The organism is Pantoea sp. B550 (assembly GCF_024158165.1).
In the GTDB taxonomy this organism is placed as follows: Bacteria; Pseudomonadota; Gammaproteobacteria; order Enterobacterales; family Enterobacteriaceae; genus Pantoea; species Pantoea alfalfae.
The window spans coordinates 3,576,638-3,597,389 of sequence record NZ_JAMYXI010000003.1 but is presented as its reverse complement, the minus strand read 5'-3'; the positions used below and the strand labels follow the sequence as shown (position 1 = coordinate 3,597,389).

At 56.1% G+C, this 20,752-nt stretch carries 21 protein-coding genes; 7 read left to right on the top strand and 14 right to left on the bottom strand.

Annotation, left to right across the window (positions count from 1 at the left end; translation table 11 throughout):
- Positions 1-82: 82 nt before the first annotated feature.
- Positions 83-313 (bottom strand): putative cation transport regulator ChaB, encoded by a 231-nt coding sequence (chaB, locus tag NIM72_RS19885; RefSeq protein ID WP_161735589.1) that lies wholly within the window; start codon positions 311-313, stop codon positions 83-85.
- Positions 314-686: 373 nt separating this feature from the next.
- Between chaB and chaA the strand changes: the two genes are divergently transcribed.
- Positions 687-1,778 carry a sodium-potassium/proton antiporter ChaA gene (chaA, locus tag NIM72_RS19880; RefSeq protein WP_161735587.1) on the top strand — a complete coding sequence of 364 codons (1,092 nt, stop codon included), beginning with the start codon at positions 687-689 and terminating at the stop codon, positions 1,776-1,778.
- 368 nt (positions 1,779-2,146) lie between these two features.
- Here the strand turns inward: chaA and kdsA are convergent, their stop codons facing one another.
- Genes kdsA through hemA form a run of 6 tightly spaced genes read right to left on the bottom strand, consistent with a single transcriptional unit; the run spans position 2,147 to position 7,469 of the window.
- Positions 2,147-3,001 carry a 3-deoxy-8-phosphooctulonate synthase gene (kdsA, locus tag NIM72_RS19875; protein ID WP_033732390.1) on the bottom strand — a complete coding sequence of 285 codons (855 nt, stop codon included), beginning with the start codon at positions 2,999-3,001 and terminating at the stop codon, positions 2,147-2,149.
- A 25-nt stretch (positions 3,002-3,026) separates the two neighbouring features.
- The gene (gene sirB1, locus NIM72_RS19870) at positions 3,027-3,836 is read right to left on the bottom strand and encodes an invasion regulator SirB1 (RefSeq protein ID WP_161735585.1); all 810 of its coding nucleotides are present in this window, start codon (positions 3,834-3,836) and stop codon (positions 3,027-3,029) included.
- A 1-nt stretch (position 3,837) separates the two neighbouring features.
- Positions 3,838-4,230 (bottom strand): SirB2 family protein, encoded by a 393-nt coding sequence (locus tag NIM72_RS19865; protein WP_161735626.1) that lies wholly within the window; start codon positions 4,228-4,230, stop codon positions 3,838-3,840.
- A gap of 23 nt (positions 4,231-4,253) precedes the next feature.
- Positions 4,254-5,087, bottom strand: coding sequence for a peptide chain release factor N(5)-glutamine methyltransferase (gene prmC, locus NIM72_RS19860; protein WP_161735584.1), 834 nt, complete (start codon positions 5,085-5,087; stop codon positions 4,254-4,256).
- Positions 5,087-6,169, bottom strand: a complete 1,083-nt coding sequence (prfA, locus tag NIM72_RS19855; RefSeq protein WP_161735582.1) for a peptide chain release factor 1 — start codon at positions 6,167-6,169, stop codon at positions 5,087-5,089. Before prfA ends, prmC begins: the two co-directional genes overlap by 1 nt.
- A 43-nt stretch (positions 6,170-6,212) precedes the next feature.
- On the bottom strand, positions 6,213-7,469 hold the full coding sequence (gene hemA, locus NIM72_RS19850) for a glutamyl-tRNA reductase (protein ID WP_013357619.1): 1,257 nt from the start codon (positions 7,467-7,469) through the stop codon (positions 6,213-6,215).
- Between the two features lie 216 nt (positions 7,470-7,685).
- On the opposite strand from hemA, the gene lolB reads away from it, so the two are divergent.
- The 4 genes from lolB to NIM72_RS19830 all read left to right on the top strand — a co-directional run bounded on the left by lolB (position 7,686) and on the right by NIM72_RS19830 (position 11,610).
- A complete protein-coding gene (gene lolB / locus NIM72_RS19845; RefSeq protein ID WP_033782873.1) occupies positions 7,686-8,309 on the top strand; it encodes a lipoprotein insertase outer membrane protein LolB in 624 nt (207 codons plus the stop codon).
- Entirely contained in the window at positions 8,306-9,163 is an 858-nt protein-coding gene (ispE, locus tag NIM72_RS19840) for a 4-(cytidine 5'-diphospho)-2-C-methyl-D-erythritol kinase (protein WP_222924135.1), read from the top strand. The genes lolB and ispE overlap by 4 nt, the downstream gene beginning before the upstream one ends.
- A 136-nt stretch (positions 9,164-9,299) precedes the next feature.
- Complete coding sequence (gene prs, locus NIM72_RS19835; protein ID WP_003850825.1) at positions 9,300-10,247, top strand: ribose-phosphate diphosphokinase; 948 nt, start codon at positions 9,300-9,302, stop codon at positions 10,245-10,247.
- Positions 10,248-10,458: 211 nt separating this feature from the next.
- Complete coding sequence (locus NIM72_RS19830; protein WP_161735580.1) at positions 10,459-11,610, top strand: GGDEF domain-containing protein; 1,152 nt, start codon at positions 10,459-10,461, stop codon at positions 11,608-11,610.
- On the opposite strand, the gene ychH is transcribed toward NIM72_RS19830, so the two are convergent.
- Complete coding sequence (gene ychH / locus NIM72_RS19825; RefSeq protein ID WP_253421710.1) at positions 11,607-11,882, bottom strand: stress-induced protein YchH; 276 nt, start codon at positions 11,880-11,882, stop codon at positions 11,607-11,609. The genes NIM72_RS19830 and ychH overlap by 4 nt on opposite strands.
- 255 nt (positions 11,883-12,137) lie before the next feature.
- On the opposite strand from ychH, the gene pth reads away from it, so the two are divergent.
- Together pth and ychF are read left to right on the top strand one after the other, a co-directional pair.
- Positions 12,138-12,725 (top strand): aminoacyl-tRNA hydrolase, encoded by a 588-nt coding sequence (gene pth, locus NIM72_RS19820; RefSeq protein ID WP_161735576.1) that lies wholly within the window; start codon positions 12,138-12,140, stop codon positions 12,723-12,725.
- 108 nt (positions 12,726-12,833) lie between these two features.
- Positions 12,834-13,925, top strand: coding sequence for a redox-regulated ATPase YchF (gene ychF, locus NIM72_RS19815; protein ID WP_161735574.1), 1,092 nt, complete (start codon positions 12,834-12,836; stop codon positions 13,923-13,925).
- Between the two features lie 251 nt (positions 13,926-14,176).
- Here ychF and NIM72_RS19810 read toward each other — a convergent pair whose 3' ends face one another.
- From NIM72_RS19810 to NIM72_RS19785, 6 genes are all read right to left on the bottom strand, one after another.
- Positions 14,177-15,085 carry a LysR family transcriptional regulator gene (locus NIM72_RS19810; protein WP_253421708.1) on the bottom strand — a complete coding sequence of 303 codons (909 nt, stop codon included), beginning with the start codon at positions 15,083-15,085 and terminating at the stop codon, positions 14,177-14,179.
- A gap of 349 nt (positions 15,086-15,434) precedes the next feature.
- A complete protein-coding gene (locus NIM72_RS19805; RefSeq protein ID WP_253421705.1) occupies positions 15,435-16,256 on the bottom strand; it encodes a M55 family metallopeptidase in 822 nt (273 codons plus the stop codon).
- On the bottom strand, positions 16,253-17,296 hold the full coding sequence (locus NIM72_RS19800; RefSeq protein ID WP_253421703.1) for a P1 family peptidase: 1,044 nt from the start codon (positions 17,294-17,296) through the stop codon (positions 16,253-16,255). The genes NIM72_RS19805 and NIM72_RS19800 overlap by 4 nt, the downstream gene beginning before the upstream one ends.
- Before the next feature lie 2 nt (positions 17,297-17,298).
- Complete coding sequence (locus NIM72_RS19795) at positions 17,299-18,183, bottom strand: ABC transporter permease subunit (protein WP_253421701.1); 885 nt, start codon at positions 18,181-18,183, stop codon at positions 17,299-17,301.
- Entirely contained in the window at positions 18,180-19,112 is a 933-nt protein-coding gene (locus NIM72_RS19790) for an ABC transporter permease (protein WP_253421698.1), read from the bottom strand. Before NIM72_RS19790 ends, NIM72_RS19795 begins: the two co-directional genes overlap by 4 nt.
- Positions 19,113-19,194: 82 nt before the next feature.
- Positions 19,195-20,736: a glutathione ABC transporter substrate-binding protein gene (locus NIM72_RS19785; protein WP_253421696.1), complete on the bottom strand. Its 1,542-nt coding sequence runs from the start codon at positions 20,734-20,736 to the stop codon at positions 19,195-19,197.
- Between the last annotated feature and the right edge of the window lie 16 nt (positions 20,737-20,752).

Here is a 20,752-nt window from a genome sequence, read left to right as displayed (position 1 = left end):
AACCAGATAAAACTGATAGCGCAGACAAAAAAAAAGGACCAGATAATCCTGGCCCTTTACCGCAAACCGGCTAGCCGCCAGGTTAACGTTTAGGATGCCACTTATCATCATCACCTTTTTCGTACTCTTTCTTCACGGCGGCCCAGGCGACTTTATGCGCCACTTCTTCCCGTGAGTCATCACCGCGGCGATCTTCAGCCTCTTTATACTGATCCCAGGCACTGTTAAAGGCCTGCTGATAGATCTCCTGCGCATGTGCAGGAAGTACATGTTTTACATTGTCCGGTAAGTCGGCTCGGTTAGCGTAAGGCATAACGGCTCCTCAGTTTATGGATTCACACTAAGCCTGGCGCAGGACAGCAAAAATACAAACAGTGACTTATTAGCACTTCAGATTAAAAAGGAGAATCTCGCCCTGCAAATCACAATCATAAGCCGGATTTGCGGCAGAATGAGACCGGATAGGTGCATAAGTCATAATTGTTGTGGACTGATTACTATTGCAATATTTGAGATAACTTCAGGTTAAGACCCCTTCGGAAATTTATTGCATTTAAGTAAAAAGCAGTAAATTTTTCCCATCCGGGCCGGTGAAAAGATAAACTGCGCCCTGCCCTAAAACTGATTATATTTCTAACAGCAGCATCCGCTGCGTCCGGATAATCATTAACCAGAGAGGATGGTGAATGCCTTCACATGAAAAAACACGTCACAAGGAATTCTCACTGATACTTCCGCTTATCACGCTGGGTATACTCTATTTTTTTGGTGCAAACACCTCGTTTCCGATAATTGTCGGTATTAACTTAGTGGCGCTGGTTGCCATTCTGAGCAGCGCCTTCAGCGTTGTGCGTCACGCTGACGTGCTGGCCCACCGCCTGGGTGAGCCTTATGGCTCGCTGATCCTGAGCCTGTCAGTGGTGATTCTCGAAGTGAGCCTGATCTCAGCGCTGATGGCGACCGGCGATGCCGCACCTGGGCTGATGCGCGATACGCTTTATTCGATAGTGATGATTGTGACCGGCGGGCTGGTGGGTTTTGCGCTGCTGCTGGGCGGTAACAAATTTGCGACACAGTACGTTAATCTGGCGGGCGTAAAGCAATATCTCATCGCTATCTTCCCGCTGGCGATTCTGGTGCTGGTGTTTCCCAACGCGCTGCCGGGCGGCAATTTCTCGGTGGCGCAGGCGCTGCTGATTGCGGCGATTTCCGCGGCGATGTATGGTGTTTTCCTGCTGATTCAGACCAAAACGCATCAGAGCCTGTTTGTCTATGAGCATGAAGATGATAGCGATGATGGTGATCCGCATCATGGTAAACCCTCGGCTCACAGCAGCGTCTGGCACACCATCTGGCTGATCGTGCATCTGATTGCTGTTATTGCCGTAACCAAAATGAACGCCAACACGCTGGAAAGCCTGCTGACGGAGATGAATGCACCAGCACAGTTCACCGGTTTCCTGGTGGCCCTGCTGATCCTCTCCCCTGAAGGCCTGGGCGCGATTAAGGCGGTGCTGATGAATCAGGTGCAGCGCGCCATGAACCTCTTCTTCGGATCGGTGCTGGCGACCATCTCACTCACGGTACCGGCGGTAACCATTATCGCCACGCTGACCGGACAGGAGCTGATATTCGGGCTGGAGCCGCCGCAGATGGTGATTATGATGGCATCGCTGATCCTCTGTCAGATCTCCTTCTCAACCGGCCGCACCAATGTGCTGAACGGTGCTGCGCATCTGGCGCTGTTTATTGGCTATCTGATGACCATCATGCTGTAACGTCACCGGATTTCAGGCGAAAAAAAAGAGCGATTAATCGCTCTTTTTTTGTCGTTGAAAACCCAGGTCAGAATACATCTGACAGCAACAGATGAACCCGACGTGAAGGGAAAAGGGGCAGAGGAGAAAAGCGTCCCGCGCCATGGACAAAAACGCCGGGAGCGTTTTTGAACAACGCAACGCGTTGGCCCGGCTACGGGTGCACTTCAGGGATGAAGTGCGTAATCGCGCGGGCCGAGCGGCCATGGATGGCTTTAGCGTCTTTTCGATCTGCCCCTGTTCTCTGAACTGGCTCAATTTCACAGCGAATCCAGCAGCACTTTCCCACCATCTTATTAAGCGACTCAGTGCTCTTTTTTACTGCAAACTTATTTGCTGGTATCGAGTTCCGGGAAGCTTTTCACCAGATCGTCAATCGCTTTCATCTGCACCAGGAACGGCTCCAGCTTATCCAGCGGCAATGCAGATGGGCCATCACACAGGGCATGTTCCGGATCCGGGTGCGCTTCGATGAACAGACCGGCAATGCCGACTGCCATACCGGCACGCGCCAGCTCTGCCACCTGCGCACGACGCCCGCCGGATGCTGCGCCAAACGGATCGCGCGTCTGCAGCGCATGGGTCACATCGAAAATCACCGGGCTGTTTTTGGTGACTTTCTTCATCACGTTAAAGCCCAGCATATCGACAACCAGATTGTCATAGCCAAAGTTGCTGCCGCGATCGCACAGGATAACCTGCTCGTTGCCACCTTCAGCGAACTTATCCACGATGTTGCCCATCTGACCTGGGCTGACGAACTGCGGCTTCTTGACGTTGATAACCGCACCGGTTTTCGCCATCGCTTCCACCAGGTCAGTCTGACGCGCCAGGAAGGCCGGCAGCTGAATCACATCCACCACTTCGGAGACGGGCTGCGCCTGTGCCGCTTCATGGACATCAGTGATAATCTTCACGCCGAACGTCTGCTTCAGCTCCTGGAAAATCTTCATCCCCTCTTCCAGGCCAGGGCCACGGTAAGAGTGAATGGAGGAGCGGTTCGCTTTATCAAACGACGCCTTAAACACGTAAGGAATACCGAGTTTATTTGTTACGGTGACATAGTGCTCGCAGATGCGCATCGCCAGGTCGCGCGACTCCAGCACGTTCATCCCGCCAAACAGTACAAATGGCAGATCGTTTGCAACGTTGATATCGCCAATACTCACGACTTTCTGTGTCATGCCCTTTCCTTTTCAGTGGGTCCGCTTAGTGCAGCGTGACCTGTTTTTGTTCGATTGCGTGAATCTGAACTTTGATCATTTCGCTGACCGGATCTTCAGGACACTGCTCAACGAAATAGTTTAAATCACTCAGGGCGATATGTTCGCACTCCAGCTGCGCGTAGATTAAACCGCGATCGCGGATTTCATAAGGATCATCCGGATCGATACGCAACAGCACCTGACTGACATTCAGCGCCAGCTCCATCTTCTTCTCTTCCATCAACGCTGCTTTCAGCGTGTCGAGCATCTTGCGCATCACGGTGACGGTTTTGGCTTCATCAAGATCATCGTCATACAGACGCGCGGTAGGGCTGATATTGCCTTTCAGCCACACTTCCAGCGTATGCCGGTCAAGGGTTTCACCATTGAATGGGTTGATCATCCACTTATCGCCATCAATCCAGTCGGCGCGCAGAATCAGCTGCGTCGGAAAGATCACCGGCATCAGCGGCAGTTCCAGCTCGGCGGCGATATGCAGCAGAATCACGCCCAGTGACACGGCGGTGCCCTGACGGGTCTTTAATACATTGTCGATCCAGAGCGCATCAGAAAGATTGTAGACGCCGCTGGCACCGCCAAATCCCCACTGGCGATAAAACAGTTCCAGCAGCTTTTCCAGCTGCATGTCAGCATCTTCGATGTCGCTGACATAGTCGCGCGCTTCGGCGACTAACGCCGCAAGCTGCGCTTCCACCGACACCGCCGGGAAATCGGCGCGGATGGCAAGCGTGGCACCAATCACCGCTTCACACAGCGGTGTCTGGCTGAAATCTAATTGTTCGGTCGAGGTCATGCTATCCCCATAACGGCATTTTGGTCAGCGCCAGCGTAATGATGGTCACCAGGGCGATTAACGCCACCAGAAAAGCGATCCAGCGGGTGCGATCAGTGCGTGGACGGCGACTCAATGCCACAAATCCTAAGGCGATGTAGATGATAACCGCTAAAAGCTTCTCCGTCAGCCAGCTTCCTTGTGGCGTGAAGGGATAGAAGTGGGTAATCACCACCAGCAAGACCCCAGTCAGCAGTAACAGGGTATCGTTAACGTGCGGCAGAATGCGGACCCAGCGTTTTGTCATCATCGCCGAACCACGGCGCAGCCAGTAAAACCGCAGCAGAAACAGCGTCACGGTCAGCACGACCGTTAAGATATGCAGATTTTTAATCAGGGGATAAAAAGCAAACATCATGAATCCTTTTCAAAGCGCTTTTATGAAGGGAACTGACCCAGCGTCACACGCGGATTACCGCCGTAATCGGCGACGGTTTCAACGGCGTGATAGCCATTATTCCGCATCAGCGTGGCCACCGCCTCACCCTGCTGCCAGCCATGTTCCAGCAGCAGCCAGCCACCCGGCAGCAGCCACGCGGGCGCCTGCCCGATGAGCGTGCGCAGATCGGCCAGTCCCGCTTCATCCGCCACCAGCGCGCTGCGCGGTTCAAAACGCACGTCGCCCTGCTCCAGGTGACTGTCGCTGGCATCAATATAGGGTGGATTGCTGACGATGAGCGTAAAGCGCTGCGGCGTCAGCGCCTGGAACCAGTGACTGAGCAGAAAGGTGGTATTAGGGAGGTTGAGCTGTGCTGCATTGCTGCTCGCCAGCTCAACAGCGGCTTCAATGCGATCCACGCCGGTCACCTGACAGTCGGGCCGCTCGCTGGCCAGCGCCAGCGCAATCGCCCCGGTGCCGGTGCCCATATCCAGAATGGTCGAGGGCGTCGCGGGCAGATGCGCCAGCGCCTGCTCAACCAGCAGTTCGGTATCCGGGCGCGGGATCAGCGTGGCGTCACTGACACGTAACGGCAGCGACCAGAACTCGCGTTCGCCCACCAGATGCGCCACCGGTTCACCCCGTGCACGCCGTGCCAGCAGGCTGTCCAGCTGTGCGAGTTGGGCATCGCTGAGCACCGTTTCATCGAAGGCAATTAACCAGCTGCGCGATTTGCCGGTCACGAAACCTAACAGGATCTCTGCGTCACGCTTAGGACTGTCACCCCCGCACAGCGTGGCGACAGCCTGTTTCAGCCAGTGACGAATATCCATTAATCCTGACCAGCCAGCGCTGCCAGCTGATCCGCCTGGTACTCCTGCACAATTGGCTCAATCAGGCTGTCGAGTTTGCCTTCCATTACTTCATCCAGACGGTAGATTGTCAGGTTGATGCGGTGGTCAGTCACGCGGCCCTGCGGGAAGTTATAGGTACGGTTACGGTCAGAACGATCGCCGCTGCCCAGCAGGTTGCGGCGGGTACTGGCTTCGGCAGCGTGACGGCGGGCCATCTCTGCCGCGTGAATACGGGAACCCAGCACCGCCAGCGCTTTGGCTTTGTTTTTATGCTGAGAACGTTCGTCCTGACACTCCACTACGATGCCGGTTGGCAGGTGGGTAATACGGATCGCGGAGTCGGTGGTGTTAACGTGCTGACCGCCTGCGCCGGATGAGCGGAAGGTATCGATCTTCAGGTCACCAGCGTTGATTTCCGGCAGTTCCGCTTCCGGAATTTCCGGCATCACGGCTACGGTACAGGCTGAGGTATGAATACGGCCCTGGGATTCGGTCTCCGGCACACGCTGCACACGATGTCCGCCTGACTCAAATTTCAGGCGGCCATAGGCACCGTCGCCGGTGACGCGGGCAATCACTTCTTTGTAACCGCCATGCTCGCCTTCGTTGGCGCTGATGATTTCCACACGCCAGCGACGCGCTTCGGCATAGCGGCTGTACATGCGGAAGAGATCGCCGGCGAAGATCGCGGCTTCATCGCCACCCGTTCCGGCGCGCACCTCGATAAAACAGGCGCGCTCATCGTCGGGATCTTTCGGCAGTAACAACACCTGCAACTGCTGCTCCAGCACGTCACTCTTCTCACGCGCTTCCTGCAACTCTTCCTGCGCCATATCGCGCATTTCAGGATCGTCGAGCATCTGCTGCGCCGTTTCGATATCGTCCTGAACCTGCTGCCAGTCGCGGAAGCAACGGGTCACATCGGTCAGTTGAGCATATTCACGTGACAGCGCACGGAAACGCTCCTGATCGGCGATCACGCCAGCATCACCCAGCATGGCTTCCACTTCTTCGTGGCGCTCCTGCAGGGCTTCCAGTTTGGCAACTATAGAGGTTTTCATTTAAATGTGGGATTCCCGTAAACAGGTGGCGACAGCGGTGTGCCTAATCGAGACCCAGGCTGTCGCGTAAAATCTGCAGGCGTTCATTATCGCCATCGCGGGCGGCCTGCTGAAGTGATTTGGTTGGCGCATGTATTAAACGGTTGGTCAGCTTGTGCGCCAGTTCCTGCATGACTTTCTGCGGATCGGCACCCTGCTGCAGCGCCTGCAGCGCACGGCCTTCCAGCTCAGCACGGATATCCTCCGCCTGAGAACGATATTCACGAATGGTATTCACCGCACCCTGTGAACGCAGCCACGCCATGAATTCGCTGCTTTCCTGAACGACGATGCTTTCGGCCTGAACCGCGGCCGCTTTGCGCTGCGCCAGGTTCTGCTCGATGATCGCCTGCAGGTCATCCACGCTGTAGAGATAGGCGTTAGGCAGATCGCCGACTTCCGGCTCTACGTCACGCGGCACGGCAATATCCACCAGCAGCATGGGTTTGTTGCGGCGCGCTTTCAGGGCGCGCTCCATCATCCCTTTGCCAATAATCGGCAGCGGACTGGAGGTTGAGGAAATTATGATGTCGGCTTCGGCCAGACGGGCATCGATCTCCGCCAGCGTGATCACTTCCGCGCCGACTTCCGACGCCAGCGCTTCGGCACGCTCGCGGGTACGGTTCGCGATGATCAGATTTTTCACCTGATGTTCACGCAGATGACGTGCCACCAGCTCAATGGTTTCACCCGCGCCAACCAGCAACACATTGACGGACGAGAGGGATTCGAAGATTTGACGGGCCAGCGTACAGGCGGCAAACGCCACTGACACCGCATTGGCACCGATATCGGTTTCCGTGCGTACGCGTTTGGCAACAGAGAAGGTTTTCTGGAACATGCGTTCCAGTTCACTGCTCAGCGCATGACCGCGTGAGGAGTCGGCAAACGCTTTTTTTACCTGACCGAGTATTTGCGGTTCGCCCAGCACCAGTGAATCGAGTCCGCTGGCGACGCGCATGAGGTGACTGACCGCCTCGTTATCCTGATGCCAGTAGAGGCTGTTGCGCACATCCTCTTCATCCAGCTGATGATAATTGCATAACCAGCTCACCAGACGCGCCTGTAAATCGGCCTGCTGCTCTACACTGAGGTAGAGTTCCGTCCGGTTACAGGTGGACAACACCACGCCGCTCTGCACCATTGGCTGTGATAACAGGCTGTTCAGCGCCTGCTCAAGCGTCTCCGGCCCGAACGAAACGCGTTCGCGCAGAGCAATGGGGGCAGTCTTGTGGTTGATTCCGAGAGCGAGCAGCGTCATGGCGGTTTTGGTTGGGATGTCCCAATAATGTCAGGGTTTTGTGAGGCGCATTCTACAAGATGCGACAGATCAAGAAAAGCCATACAAAGGCTATGACTGTAATAAGATTAACCTGTTCGTGCTCAATTTGCTGCATAACAGCATTGACGGTTAAAACCGGGACGGTTAGCGTTATCCGTTACGAATAATAAATGTGTCCGAGGAGATGACCACTTGATGCTTAATTCACCACGCAATCTGTTGCGCCTTTTGCCCCTTGCCAGCGTGCTGCTGGCGGCCTGTAGCGTCAACAAACCGCAAGGTCCCGGCCCCAGCGTTACCGCGCCACAGTGGCAACAGCATCAGCAGGCGGTCTCAAAGGTCACGCACTACCAGACCCGCGGCGCCTTTGCCTACCTCTCTGACAAGCAGAAAGTCTACGCCCGCTTCAACTGGCAGCAGACCGCACCCGATCGCTATCGCCTGCTGCTGACCAATCCGCTCGGCAGCACTGAACTGCAGCTTGATGCGCAAGGCTCGGTGGTGCAGATCGTCGATAACAAAGGCAAGCGCTACGTCAGTAACGATGCGCAGAAAATGATCTCGCAGCTGACCGGCATGAACATTCCGCTGGCCAATCTGCGTCAGTGGATGATGGGTCTGCCAGGCGATGCCACGGATTATAAACTTAACGATAGCTATCAGCTGAGCAGTCTCAACTACAGCCGCGACGGTCAGAACTGGCAGGTTTCGATTGCGGGCTACGACAGCAAGGTTACCCCGCCGCTGCCGTCCAGCCTGGAGCTGAAAGAGGGTGACCAGCGGATTAAACTGCGTATGGACGGCTGGACCGTTCAATGATCACCCACTGGCCTGCTCCGGCAAAACTGAATCTTTTTCTCTACATTACTGGCCGTCGTCCCGACGGCTATCACAACCTGCAGACGCTGTTTCAGTTTCTCGATTACGGTGATGAATTGCAGATTAGCGTCGATCACAGCGATTCTATTCAGCTGTTAACGCCGGTGCCGGGCGTCGCGGATGCGGACAACCTGATTGTGCGGGCCGCGAACATGCTGAAACAGGCGGCACAGGATAACCATCGCCTGCCCGCACGCGCGGGTGCGCAGATTGCTATCGAGAAAAGGCTGCCCATGGGCGGCGGCATCGGTGGCGGCTCTTCTGATGCGGCGACCGTGCTGGTGGCGCTGAATCATCTGTGGCAAACCGGCTTCACACCGGATGAGCTGGCGACAATCGGCGTGAAGCTGGGCGCGGATGTACCGGTCTTTGTGCACGGCTTTGCGGCCTTTGCAGAGGGCGTGGGTGAACAACTTCAGCCCGCAGCGCCGGAAGAAAAGTGGTATCTTGTCGCCCATCCCGGAGTGAATATCAGCACGCCCGTGGTATTCAACGACCCCGGGCTGACGCGGGATACGCCATCGCGCAGTTTATCGACGCTTTTAGCCTTACCCTTCACCAATGATTGTGAAGCAGTGGTAAGAAAACGTTTTCGTGAGGTTGATGCGCTTGTTTCCTGGCTGCTAGAATACGCGCCGTCACGCCTGACTGGCACAGGCGCTTGTGTGTTTGCTGAATTTGACACCGAGTCCGCCGCCCGCCAGGTGCTGGAGCTTGCCCCGAATGGGGTACGCGGATTTGTAGCCCGGGGCGTTAACGTCTCACCGCTACAGCGTACCCTGCGAGGCGATTAGCGAATGCGTGACAGTGTCACCCCGTTCCGGACACTGCACGTTTCGCATTAACACACCCGTGTGAACGTCTATGACCGTACGCGCCGGTTACAGTCATGCCGTTCATTCTCTGGACGCAAAGCCTGAGGTTCTTCTCGTGCCTGATATGAAGCTATTTGCTGGTAACGCCACCCCGGAACTAGCACAACGTATTGCCAATCGCCTTTACACCAGCCTGGGAGACGCCGCTGTAGGCCGTTTCAGTGATGGTGAAGTGAGCGTACAGATTAATGAAAATGTACGCGGTGGTGATATTTTCATCATCCAGTCCACCTGTGCTCCCACCAACGATAATCTGATGGAACTGGTTGTGATGGTCGACGCGCTGCGTCGTGCTTCTGCTGGTCGTATTACCGCAGTCATCCCCTACTTTGGTTATGCCCGTCAGGACCGCCGCGTGCGTTCCGCGCGTGTACCTATTACCGCTAAAGTAGTGGCAGACTTCCTTTCCAGCGTCGGTGTTGACCGTGTTCTTACGGTTGACCTGCACGCCGAGCAGATCCAGGGCTTCTTCGACGTCCCGGTTGATAACGTATTTGGCAGCCCGATCCTGCTGGAAGATATGATGCAGATCGGTCTGGAAAACCCAATTGTGGTTTCTCCCGATATTGGTGGCGTAGTACGTGCCCGTGCTATCGCTAAACTGCTGAACGACACCGATATGGCTATCATCGATAAACGCCGCCCTCGCGCGAACGTTTCTCAGGTAATGCACATCATTGGTGACGTTGCTGGCCGCGACTGCGTGCTGGTCGACGATATGATCGACACCGGCGGCACGCTGTGCAAAGCGGCTGAAGCGCTGAAAGAGCGTGGTGCCAAGCGCGTGTTTGCTTACGCGACGCACCCGATCTTCTCCGGCAATGCGGTTGAAAACCTGCGTAAATCTGTACTCGACCAGGTCATCGTCTGCGATACCATCCCGCTTTCAGACGAGATTAAGTCACTGCCGAATGTGCGCACGCTGACCTTATCTGGCATGCTGGCCGAAGCGATTCGCCGCATCAGTAACGAAGAATCTATCTCGGCGATGTTCGAGCATTAATCTTCGCGGAACCGGGCCCTGTGCCCGGTTTTTTTATCTCTGCCTTCCGGATTAACCCGCTTCTTTTTCTGCCTTTTCCCCGATAAATTTCCTTTTAATCTCCTGTTTTCAACGCCACCCACTTTTTTACTAAAACGCGGTGTTCCCCCGCTTCTGCCCTCCAGTATTAAGTGGTAATTTGCTGCGCATTTCTCATCTGAATTCAGCCATCATGAGCCTCGATATCTACACATTATTTGTCTGCGAGCTCTACGTGCTGGGGTTTCTGAGCATCATTATGGTGTTTGCCTGGGTGGGGTCGCACTATGACCGCGTTCTTGGCTTCACCTGTCTGTCACTGGTTTTCACCCTGATTGCCGTATTCTTAAGCAGCCTGCGCAGCAGCGGCCTGCATTTCCTGCCGGTTGCGGTGGGCAATGTGTTAGTGATGCTCGCTTATGGCGGATTATTAAATGCGTTCCGGCGCTTCTGCGGTAAACCCATCGGCACACACTGGTTACTGGGTGCCCTGCTCTGGGCACTCCTCTGCTGCTTTCCGGCGTTTTATTACAGCTTACCCAAACGGGTACTGGTATTGTGCATCGCCTGCGTCGCCTATACCGCCGCACTGATCCAGCTGGTCTGGCAGGCGCGTGACACGCTGAAAGCCACTTTCTGGCCTGCCCAGCTGCTGTTGTGGATCCACCTGCTGTTTCATCTGGTGCGCCTGTTTCTGGACAGCGCTATTCCCAGCACGCTGCCTGGCGCCATTGGCGGATCGGACTTCTCGGTTTACGTGATTCTGGAATCCATTCTGTTTGTCATCGGCCTGACGTTTACCATTCTGGCCATGGTAAATGAGCGGATGCAGATAGCGTTAAAATACTCTTCCCTGCACGATCCGCTGACCAGCGTCTGGAATCGCCGCGCCCTATTTGCTGAAGCAGAGAAAATTGTGGCGCGCTGCCGCCGTCAGAACCGGCCGTTCAGCGCAATACTGTTCGACCTCGATCATTTTAAAAGCATCAACGATCGATATGGTCATCATCAGGGCGACCAGATTTTGATTCACTTTTGCGAAATAGTCAGAGGATTGATACCGGCTGAGGGGCGTTTTGCACGACTGGGCGGAGAAGAGTTTGCGGCCATCATTCCGGCAGGAGCACGGGATGCAGAGGCGTGGTGTGAGGCGATCCGGCTGGCGGTCTGTGCATCGCAACCCAATGAAATAGCTTATTCGGTCAGTATTGGCTTTGCCACGGTCACGCACAGCCAGCAGGATTTTGTGAGTTTACTGGCGATGGCAGATGCGGCGCTCTATCACGCGAAAGCCAGTGGCCGGAACTGCACTGCGCAGCATCCGGTCCCGGCAGCTTTCAGTTAGTGGTGAGAGTTGTGTGACCGGCGGCAGCGCTTGTCATAGTGACGCAGCCAGTAATAACGATCCTCAACTTTTTCACGGCCACTGATACGCGCGCCCACCAGCCACATCAGTGCGCCAATAAAGATGCTCAGAATCGCGCCCTGCGCCAGAAACTGTGGCAAATCGAGTGTCGGCAGCTGGTTAATAATTGAAAACCCAACACCCAGCACCATTGTGACTAATCCCAGTACCATCAAGCTGTTACCCGCTACGCGGCAGTGTTGATGTTTCATGCTGCACCTCCATCCATATGAGTTAATAACCGCACACAATGTTAAGTGTCATAAGTTTAGGCAATGGCTGAGGTCCACGTTGCGGACTGGATCACACATCAGTCATAAAGAATGACCTGGCCCTGAATGCAGCCTGTTGATTCAGATGGAAAATGATTAATCACGGTTCTGAACCATTGCGCTGCTTGTGCTTTGTCATCTCGCCTGTGGCGAAGTAAACTAACGCCCTTTCGCGATAACAGCAGGATAATCATTGTGAGCAGCATTAAACTGATTGTGGGACTGGCCAATCCGGGCGCTGAATATGCCGCCACACGCCACAATGCGGGTGCCTGGTATCTGGATCTGCTGGCTGAGCGCCACAATCAGTCACTGAAAGAGGAAGGCAAATTCTATGGCTATACCGCCCGCCTGGCGATAGCCGGCGAGGATGTGCGCCTGCTGGTGCCGACCACCTTTATGAACCTGAGTGGTAAAGCGGTGGCGGCAATGGCGACCTTTTATCGCATCGCGCCAGAAGAGATTCTGGTGGCGCATGATGAACTCGATTTGCCGCCCGGTGTGGCAAAGTTCAAGCAGGGCGGCGGCCATGGCGGCCATAACGGGCTGAAAGACATCATCAGCAAGCTGGGCAACAACAATAATTTTCATCGGCTGCGCATCGGTATCGGGCATCCCGGCGATCGCAACAAGGTGACCGGATTTGTGCTGGGCAAGCCGCCCGCCAGCGAGCAGAAGCTGATTGATGAGGCCATTGATGAGGCGGCGCGCTGCACCGAACTGTGGCTGAAAGAGGATCGCATCAAGGCAATGAACCGGCTGCACGCCTTCAGGCCTGCTTAAACGCCCGAATCGTCGTGATTCCGTGTATAATGCGCGAAATTTTTCCATTCGTCTCCGACAGTCCGCCTTATGGCGTGCTGTCCATCCAGTTATAAAGGGTATCAAACCATGGGATTCAAATGCGGTATCGTGGGCCTGCCGAACGTCGGTAAATCCACTCTGTTTAACGCGCTGACTAAAGCGGGCATCGAAGCGGCTAACTTCCCCTTCTGTACCATTGAGCCAAACACCGGCGTGGTACCCATGCCTGACCTGCGTCTGGACCAGCTTTCTGAGATTGTTAAGCCACAGCGCGTGGTGCCGACTACCATGGAATTCGTCGATATCGCGGGCCTGGTAAAAGGCGCGTCCAAAGGTGAAGGCCTGGGCAACCAGTTCCTGACCAACATTCGCGAAACCGAAGCGATCGGCCACGTGGTGCGCTGCTTTGAAAACGACAACATCATCCACGTTGCGGGTAAAGTAAACCCGGCGGAAGATATTGACGTGATCAACACCGAGCTGGCGCTGTCCGATCTGGAAACCTGTGAGCGTGCGATTCAGCGTGTGCAGAAGAAAGCCAAAGGTGGCGACAAAGATGCCAAAGCCGAGCTGGCTGCGCTGGAGAAGTGCCTGCCGCATCTTTCTGAAGCGGGCATGCTGCGTTCACTGGATCTGGATGCTGACGACAAAGCGGCCATCCGCTATCTGAGCTTCCTGACCCTGAAGCCGACCATGTACATTGCTAACGTCAATGAAGATGGTTTCGAGAATAACCCGTACCTGGATCAGGTGCGTGCTATCGCCGAAGCAGAAGGTTCAGTCGTCGTGCCGGTGTGCGCCGCCGTTGAGTCGGACATTGCCGAACTGGAAGATGAAGAGCGTGAAGAGTTCATGGCGGAGCTGGGACTGGAAGAACCGGGCCTGAACCGCGTTATCCGCGCCGGTTACTCGCTACTGAACCTGCAGACCTACTTCACCGCTGGCGTGAAAGAAGTGCGTGCCTGGACCATCCCGGTTGGCGCCACTGCCCCACAGGCAGCCGGTAAAATCCATACCGACTTCGAGAAAGGCTTTATCCGCGCCCAGACTATCGCGTTTGAAGACTTTATCGCCTACAAAGGCGAGCAAGGCGCGAAAGAAGCCGGCAAGATGCGTTCAGAAGGTAAAGAGTACATCGTGAAAGATGGCGATGTGATGAACTTCCTGTTTAACGTCTGATTGGGTTGTTGTTTCATGAGGTTTTAGCAACCTCATGAAATCTGACAGACACCTTAAAACCCACGCAACTGCGTGGGTTTTTTTAATGCCGTATCAATATTGCCTGTCTGCACATTCCGGCAACGCCGTAATGAGTATCTTAAAAAAATATTGTTCCAGCCCCGCTCATTCTTCGCACAAGTCAGCAAACGAACCCGTTGCAACCTAAGCGCCATACTCTCACCTGCTCTTCACCCGAAAGCAGCACGTATTCAGCTATGGATAAACTGCGCCTCACACTGCCTGGCTATCTCCCACAGTCTGTTACGGATGACCTGCTTCAGTTGCAGCGTGGACTGCGACTGTGGCTGGTCACGACGGCTGATCAGCATCACTTCAAACGGCAGAGGTTGCGCAATGGGCAGCAGCTTTAGTTGTTCGGCATAGCGACAGGCGGTGAAGAGATCCACAACGCCCACGCCGCCGCCTGCCAGCACCATATCGGCAATGACCGAGTAGGTTTTGATCGACAACGAAACGGCGGGATTCAGTTTCTTATCACGCAGCGCAAGATGCAGGACGCGTCCAAGGGGATCCTGAGCCTGCATCATCAGTAAATTATTGTCGCATAACCATTGCAGCGTAACGGGTTCATGCTGGGGATGATGGCGCGGTAACAGCGCCACCATGGAAGACTGAAAAAGAGGTTCAGCCAGCAGATCGGCATCGACCTGCTGACCAAAGACCAGCGCGAAATCGAGCTGATTTTCCAGAATCATCTGACATAAGGTACTGAAGTGCTCGGTGACCAGTTCGACACTGATCGAGGCCATCTGTTGCCGCCACGTGACCAGCGCCGGGGCCATCACCATCTGACCAAAGGCGTGCGCCGCGCCAACGCGCACTAACTGCCCTTCACCACGCCGCAGCTGTTCAGTGAGCTGGGTAATGGATTGCAGACGCTGGCAGAGATCGTCGATTTCAGGCAATAGGCGTCGCCCTTCTGCCGTCACACTCATTCCCTGGATACGTCGCTCAAACAGCGCAAATCCCAGTTGCTGTTCAGCATGATTCAGCACACGGCTGATATTCGGTTGCGACACATTCAGCAGGCGCGCCGCTGCGCTGATGCTGCCGGTCTGTACAATGGCCTGAAAGACCTCTATATGGCGGAGCCGCATGATGATTTATCCTGGATGGAATACCGGACCCGGAGGCCTCTCCGACAGGCTGCACCGGCGGAGAGTGAAAGTAATTATTCCCCTGTTGCAAATACTGTACCGCAAAACCAGCGCAGGCTCAGCGACCTGGCTCGCACCTGTCCGCATCCGGCAGTCCCGTCTGAAGCCTCTACAGAGAGCGGGGCTCGCGCTGCCATGGTGCAGCTTTGGTTCAGAAGTGTGGGTTCATCGTGCTGAAGCCAGCAGCGATCCTGTCTCGTCCGGGGGATGAGGCATATGTACAGATATCAGGCGAACAGAAAGGCGGGATAAACGGGCTGACGTTACAGGCAGCCCTGGGATAATGTCGCTACGACTGGGTACTCGCCAGATAGGAGAAGGCACTGAGTAAGCTGATTAACGTCTCCATCTTCTCCGCCTGATAACCCACGGTAACGGCATCCAGGCGCGTGACGCCGGGGATCAGGCTGAACAGATCGGCCAGCACCGGTTTAGTGGTCTGAAGCCGCATAGCGTAAGGCGCTGTGAGGCGAGTCGTGTTCACCTGGGAAGGATGCTGCAGTGCAGCGCTTGCCGCGGCGGTGATTGCACGCTGGGCCAACTGCGGACTGATCGATTCCGCGCAGGTATGCGAAATGGCGCGTTTTACACAGACGTAATCAACCGCTGAGTAGTGTTCCGCAATCCAGCTCTGTAACTGATCGTCACCGGTGACCAGCAGCAATGGCGTGCCGTGCTCAGCGGCGGCGGCCGCATAAATATCGGTTTCGCCCATCACCAGACCATTGATATGGATACGCCAGAATGCCCGGCCGTTGATGGTATGCGCCAGTACGCCGGGTTCACCTGCTGCGCTGTGAAATCCCACCAGAAACAGCCCGTCGAACGTCTGCTGCTCTATCCCTTCCACCATCGACAGAACACGGGGTTTTCCCTGCACCAGCCGGGCGCGGGGATCGATATTTTCCGCACGCAAATTGGTCATCTGCGCATGGCTGTCTGCCACCACCACTTCCGTTGCCCCGCCTGCAAAAGCCCCCTCAATTGCGGCATTCACTTCCTGCTCCATCAGACCACGGGCCAGCTGATGTTCCGGGTGGCCGGGTGTACATTGCTCCGGGCGCATGACCCCCGCGATGCCTTCAATGTCAGCCGAGATAAAAATTTTCATGTCGTTAATCTATCCAGAATCTGCGTCAGTGAGGGGCGATGATGACCGCGAAAGCCGGTAACAGCCTCAGCGCTCAGCAAAGCATCCAGTACAGCCTGTTCAGTTGCATCTGCCGCTGCAGCAAGCAGCGGCTCCAGCGTGTCGTCCTGTGGCGGATGCGGCAGAGGTTGCGTTGAAAACGCCACCGCAATATCGCCCGATCCGTGGCCCCAGTAACTGCCCAGCCGTCCCAGGCCGGCACCGGCTCGCTTCGCGATGCGCTTTAACTGACGTGCGTCCAGCGGTGCATCCGTCGCCATGATGATGATGACCGAACCGGCATCCAGCTGCGGCGTCTCCCCGGCCAGCAGCGGCGCAATCATCTCGCCAGCACGAACGCCATCGAGCGTTAATGCCTCCAGTGCGCCGAAATTGGCCAGCACCAGCACGCCAAGCGTGGCGTTGAGCGAGGGAATAACCCGCGAGGCGGTTCCGATGCCCCCTTTCAGGCTGAAACAGCTCATCCCGCGCCCCGCGCCGACGCTGCCGCGCGCGAAGTCCGCTGAGGCCGTCTGCAATGCCTCCTGCGCCATCGCTTCAGTGATGGCCAGCGCCTGGATATCATTCAGCCAGCCATCGTTGCACTCCAGCACCAGCGGGTTGACCGTGGGCAGTGTTCGTCCCAGTTCCGGGTTACGACTGATGGCATCCCGCACCAGCGTGGTAAACAGCGTGCCGACCGCCAGCGTGTTACTGAGCAGAATCGGCGTCTGAAGCACGCCGAGCTCCTCTATCTGAACCAGTCCGACGGGTTTCGCAAAACCGTTCAGCACCTCAACCCCACACGGCAGCGGCGTGAGAAACAGATTGTCGCCCGGCGGTACGATAGCGGTTACGCCAGTCTGCTTTTCGCCTTCATTCAGCGTGCAATGTCCGACACGCACGCCCGCAACATCGCTGATTCGATTGGTGGGTCCGCAGGCGCTTCGCGGCTGCCCAAGCTGACGCAGGTCACGCCAGTGTTTCAGCAGCAGTTCACGCTGCAATTGTTGGAAATCCATAGTCAGCCCTTGAGTTTTGGATCGAGCGTGTCGCGCAGCGCATCCCCAAGCAGATTAAAAGCCAGCACGGTAATAAAGATCGCCAGCCCCGGAAATACGCTCATGTGCCACGATCCGGCCATCATCATGCTTCGGCTCATCGCCAGAATATTGCCCCATTCAGGCACGTCAGGCTCCGGACCCAGTCCAATAAAACTCAGGCCCGCCGCCGTCAGAATACTGGTGCCGATGCGCATAGTGAAATAGACAATCACGCTGGAGAGCGTGCCGGGCAGAATATGCCGCAGAATAATCACGCGGTCTGGCGCACCGGCACAGCGCACGGCTTCAACATAGGCAGCCTGTTTCAGAGAGAGCGTCGAAGCCCGCACGATGCGGGCAAATACCGGCACGCTGAATACCGCGACTGCGATAATGACATTGTTCAGACCCGTCCCCAGCAGCGCCACCACCGCAATGGCCAGCAACATGCCGGGAAACGCGAATAATACGTCGGCACCGCGCATGATCAGCATATCGACCCAACCGCCGTAATAGCCCGCCAGTAAGCCCAGTATCACCCCGACCAGCATGCCCATCGTCACCGACAGCACGCCGATATAGAGCGAGATACGCGCGCCATAGATAATGCGGCTGAGCAGGTCGCGCCCCAGCTCGTCGGTCCCCATCCAGTGTGCCGTGGAAGGCGGCGACGACAGCGCCATCCAGTCAGGGACCATGGGATCCCAGGGTGCCAGCCAGGGGGCAAAAATCGCCACCACAATTAACAGCAGCACAAAACCACCAGAGACCAGCGCCAGCGGGTTACGCACAAAGGCATGCAGGAAATCACGCCACGGCGAACGAATGATCTGAGGCGGATTTTCGGTCAGCGATTGACTACTCATTTCGGCTCCTGTCGCAGACGAATGGCCGGATTGACCACCGCGTAAAGCAGATCGACCAGCAGGTTAATCACAATAAACTCAAACACGAACAGCATCACCAGCGCCTGAATCACCGGCTGATCCTGCGCTTTGATCGACTCAATCAGTAACCAGCCTAATCCCGGCCAGTTGAAAACACTCTCCACGACGATGGATCCGCCCAGCAGAAAACCGAACTGCAGACCCAGCATGGTGATCACCGGGATGAGCGCATTACGCATCACATGTTTCCACGTCACCAGGCGATTGCGCAGCCCTTTGGCTTTTGCGGTACGCACGTAATCTTCCTGCGCCACCTCCAGGAAGGCCGAACGGGTAAAGCGCGCCATGACCGCCGCCACCGACGAACCCAGCGTAATGGCGGGCAGAACAATATCGCTGGCCCTGTTAAAGCCGCTGACCGAAAACAGCCCGAAAGGCATCGCGACGAACTGGATCAGTAGCAGCCCCAGCCAGAAAGCGGGCATCGAAATGCCGCCTACCGCCACGCTCATCAGCGTCCAGTCCTGCCAGCGTCCCCGTTTCAGGGCCGCCATCACGCCAAACAACAATCCGAGAATAACGGACCAGGTAAAACCCGCTAAGGCGAGCCACAGTGTCGGCATAAAGCCCTGCCCAATCACCTCCCGCACCGGTTGCTGGGTGCGATAGGCAGTACCCAGATCGCCCTGCAACAGGCTGCCGATCCAGTGGAAATACTGCTGCGGCAGCGGATCGTTAAGCCCGAGATGCTGACGCGCCGCCTCGACCGCCTCAATGGGTGCATCCGGTCCGGCATAAATGCGCGCCGGATCGCCCGGCATAAGCTTGATAAAACCGAAAACCAGCAACGAGACCACCAGCAAAACCGGGATCATCTCCAGCAATCGGCGAAGGATGTATGCAAACATGCCATTCCCTGAAATGAGGTACGATGGGCCTGCTCACCTCCCCGGCCCATTGCGGACAGGAAACGAGGAAGAAGAAACCGTCTTATTTAAAGGACGCCTGAGTGAATATGAAATTGCCATCAGGCAGCATCGAAACACCGCTCAGCGTGTTGCGCTTGCCCACCAGATTGTCTGGCGTGCCCAGGAATGCCACCGGTGCTTCTTTCCACAACACCTTTTGCGCCTGCGCATAGGCGATACCGCGCTTTGCCGGATCGGCGGTCGCCAGCCCGGCCGCAATCGCTTTGTCTGCATCCGGGTTACTGAAGTAGGAGACGTTATAGGAGGTCGGCACCCAGGATTCGGTGGCAAACAGCGGACGCAGCGCCCAGTCGGCGTCGCCCGTAGAGGTCGACCAGCCGCCATAATAGAGGTCAAACTCCGCCATTTTCGGATCCTTCACGCCCCACAATTTAGCGTTGCGCGTGCCGGAATCCATCGGTGTGACCGTGGCACGAATACCCACTGCAGCCAGTTGTGCCTTCAGCACCTGACCGGCTCGTACGGCGGCCGTGGCATTGGTGACCCAGAGTTTAAGATCCAGACCATTCGGATAGCCCGCGGCTTTCAGCAACGCTTTAGCCTCGTCAGGTGCATAACGGTAGTCGGGAGCGGTTTGTTTTTGATAGAACTGCACCCCTTCCGGCATGGCGGAGGTGGCCGGTTTGCCCAGACCGGCAAAGGCTACTTTCAGCCACAGATTACGGTCAATCGCATAGTTGATGGCCTGACGAACCCGCACATCGGCCAGCGGCTTGTGCTGCGTGTTGATCGCCATGTAATAGAGATAAATGCTCGGATCGCGCTGAATCGAAAGGTGGCTGTCCTGCTTCACGACCGCAATCAGGTCTGACGGCAATGGCCAGATGGCATCCACCTGCCCCGATTTCAGCGCTGCCACCCGTGTCGCATCTTCCGGGCTCGGCGAGAAGATCACATGGTCGACTTTAGGCCATCCCTGCTGCCAGTAACCGTCATACTTCGCCAGCGTGACCGCTTTGCCCGGTGTCCAGTTGACGAATTTAAACGGACCGGTTCCCACCGGATGCAGCCGCAACTGCGCTTCGTCCGGATATTGCTTAAGAACGGACGGGCTCCACATCACCGCCGAAGGATGCGCCAGCGTGTTGATAAAGGCGCCGAACGACTGATTGAGATCGATTTTTACCTGGTCAGGTGCCAGCACCGTAACCTTATCGATCATCTTGTAGAGGCTGTTACGCTTCAGCCCTTTTTTCTGGTCTGCCAGCCGATCAAGGTTAGCTTTGACAGCGTCCGCATCAAACGGGGTACCGTCCTGAAAGGTGACGCCTTTGCGCAGCGTCAGCGTAAATTCGGTGGCACTGTCATTGGAGGTATAACCGGTCGCCAGCCAGGGCTGCAACTTCATCTGAGGATCAAACTGGAACAGCCGCTCAAAGATGCCGCTCTGCACCGAGTAGCTGACATTATCCGAGGTGTCGTGCGGATCCAGTCCCGTAATATCGGCATACATGGAGATGCGCAGATCCTGTGCCTGCGCAGTCATGACCAGCGTCGTCGTCAATGCGAGGGCTAGCGAAGTACGGCGAAACAGCGTTTTCATACATTCTCCTGGTCGT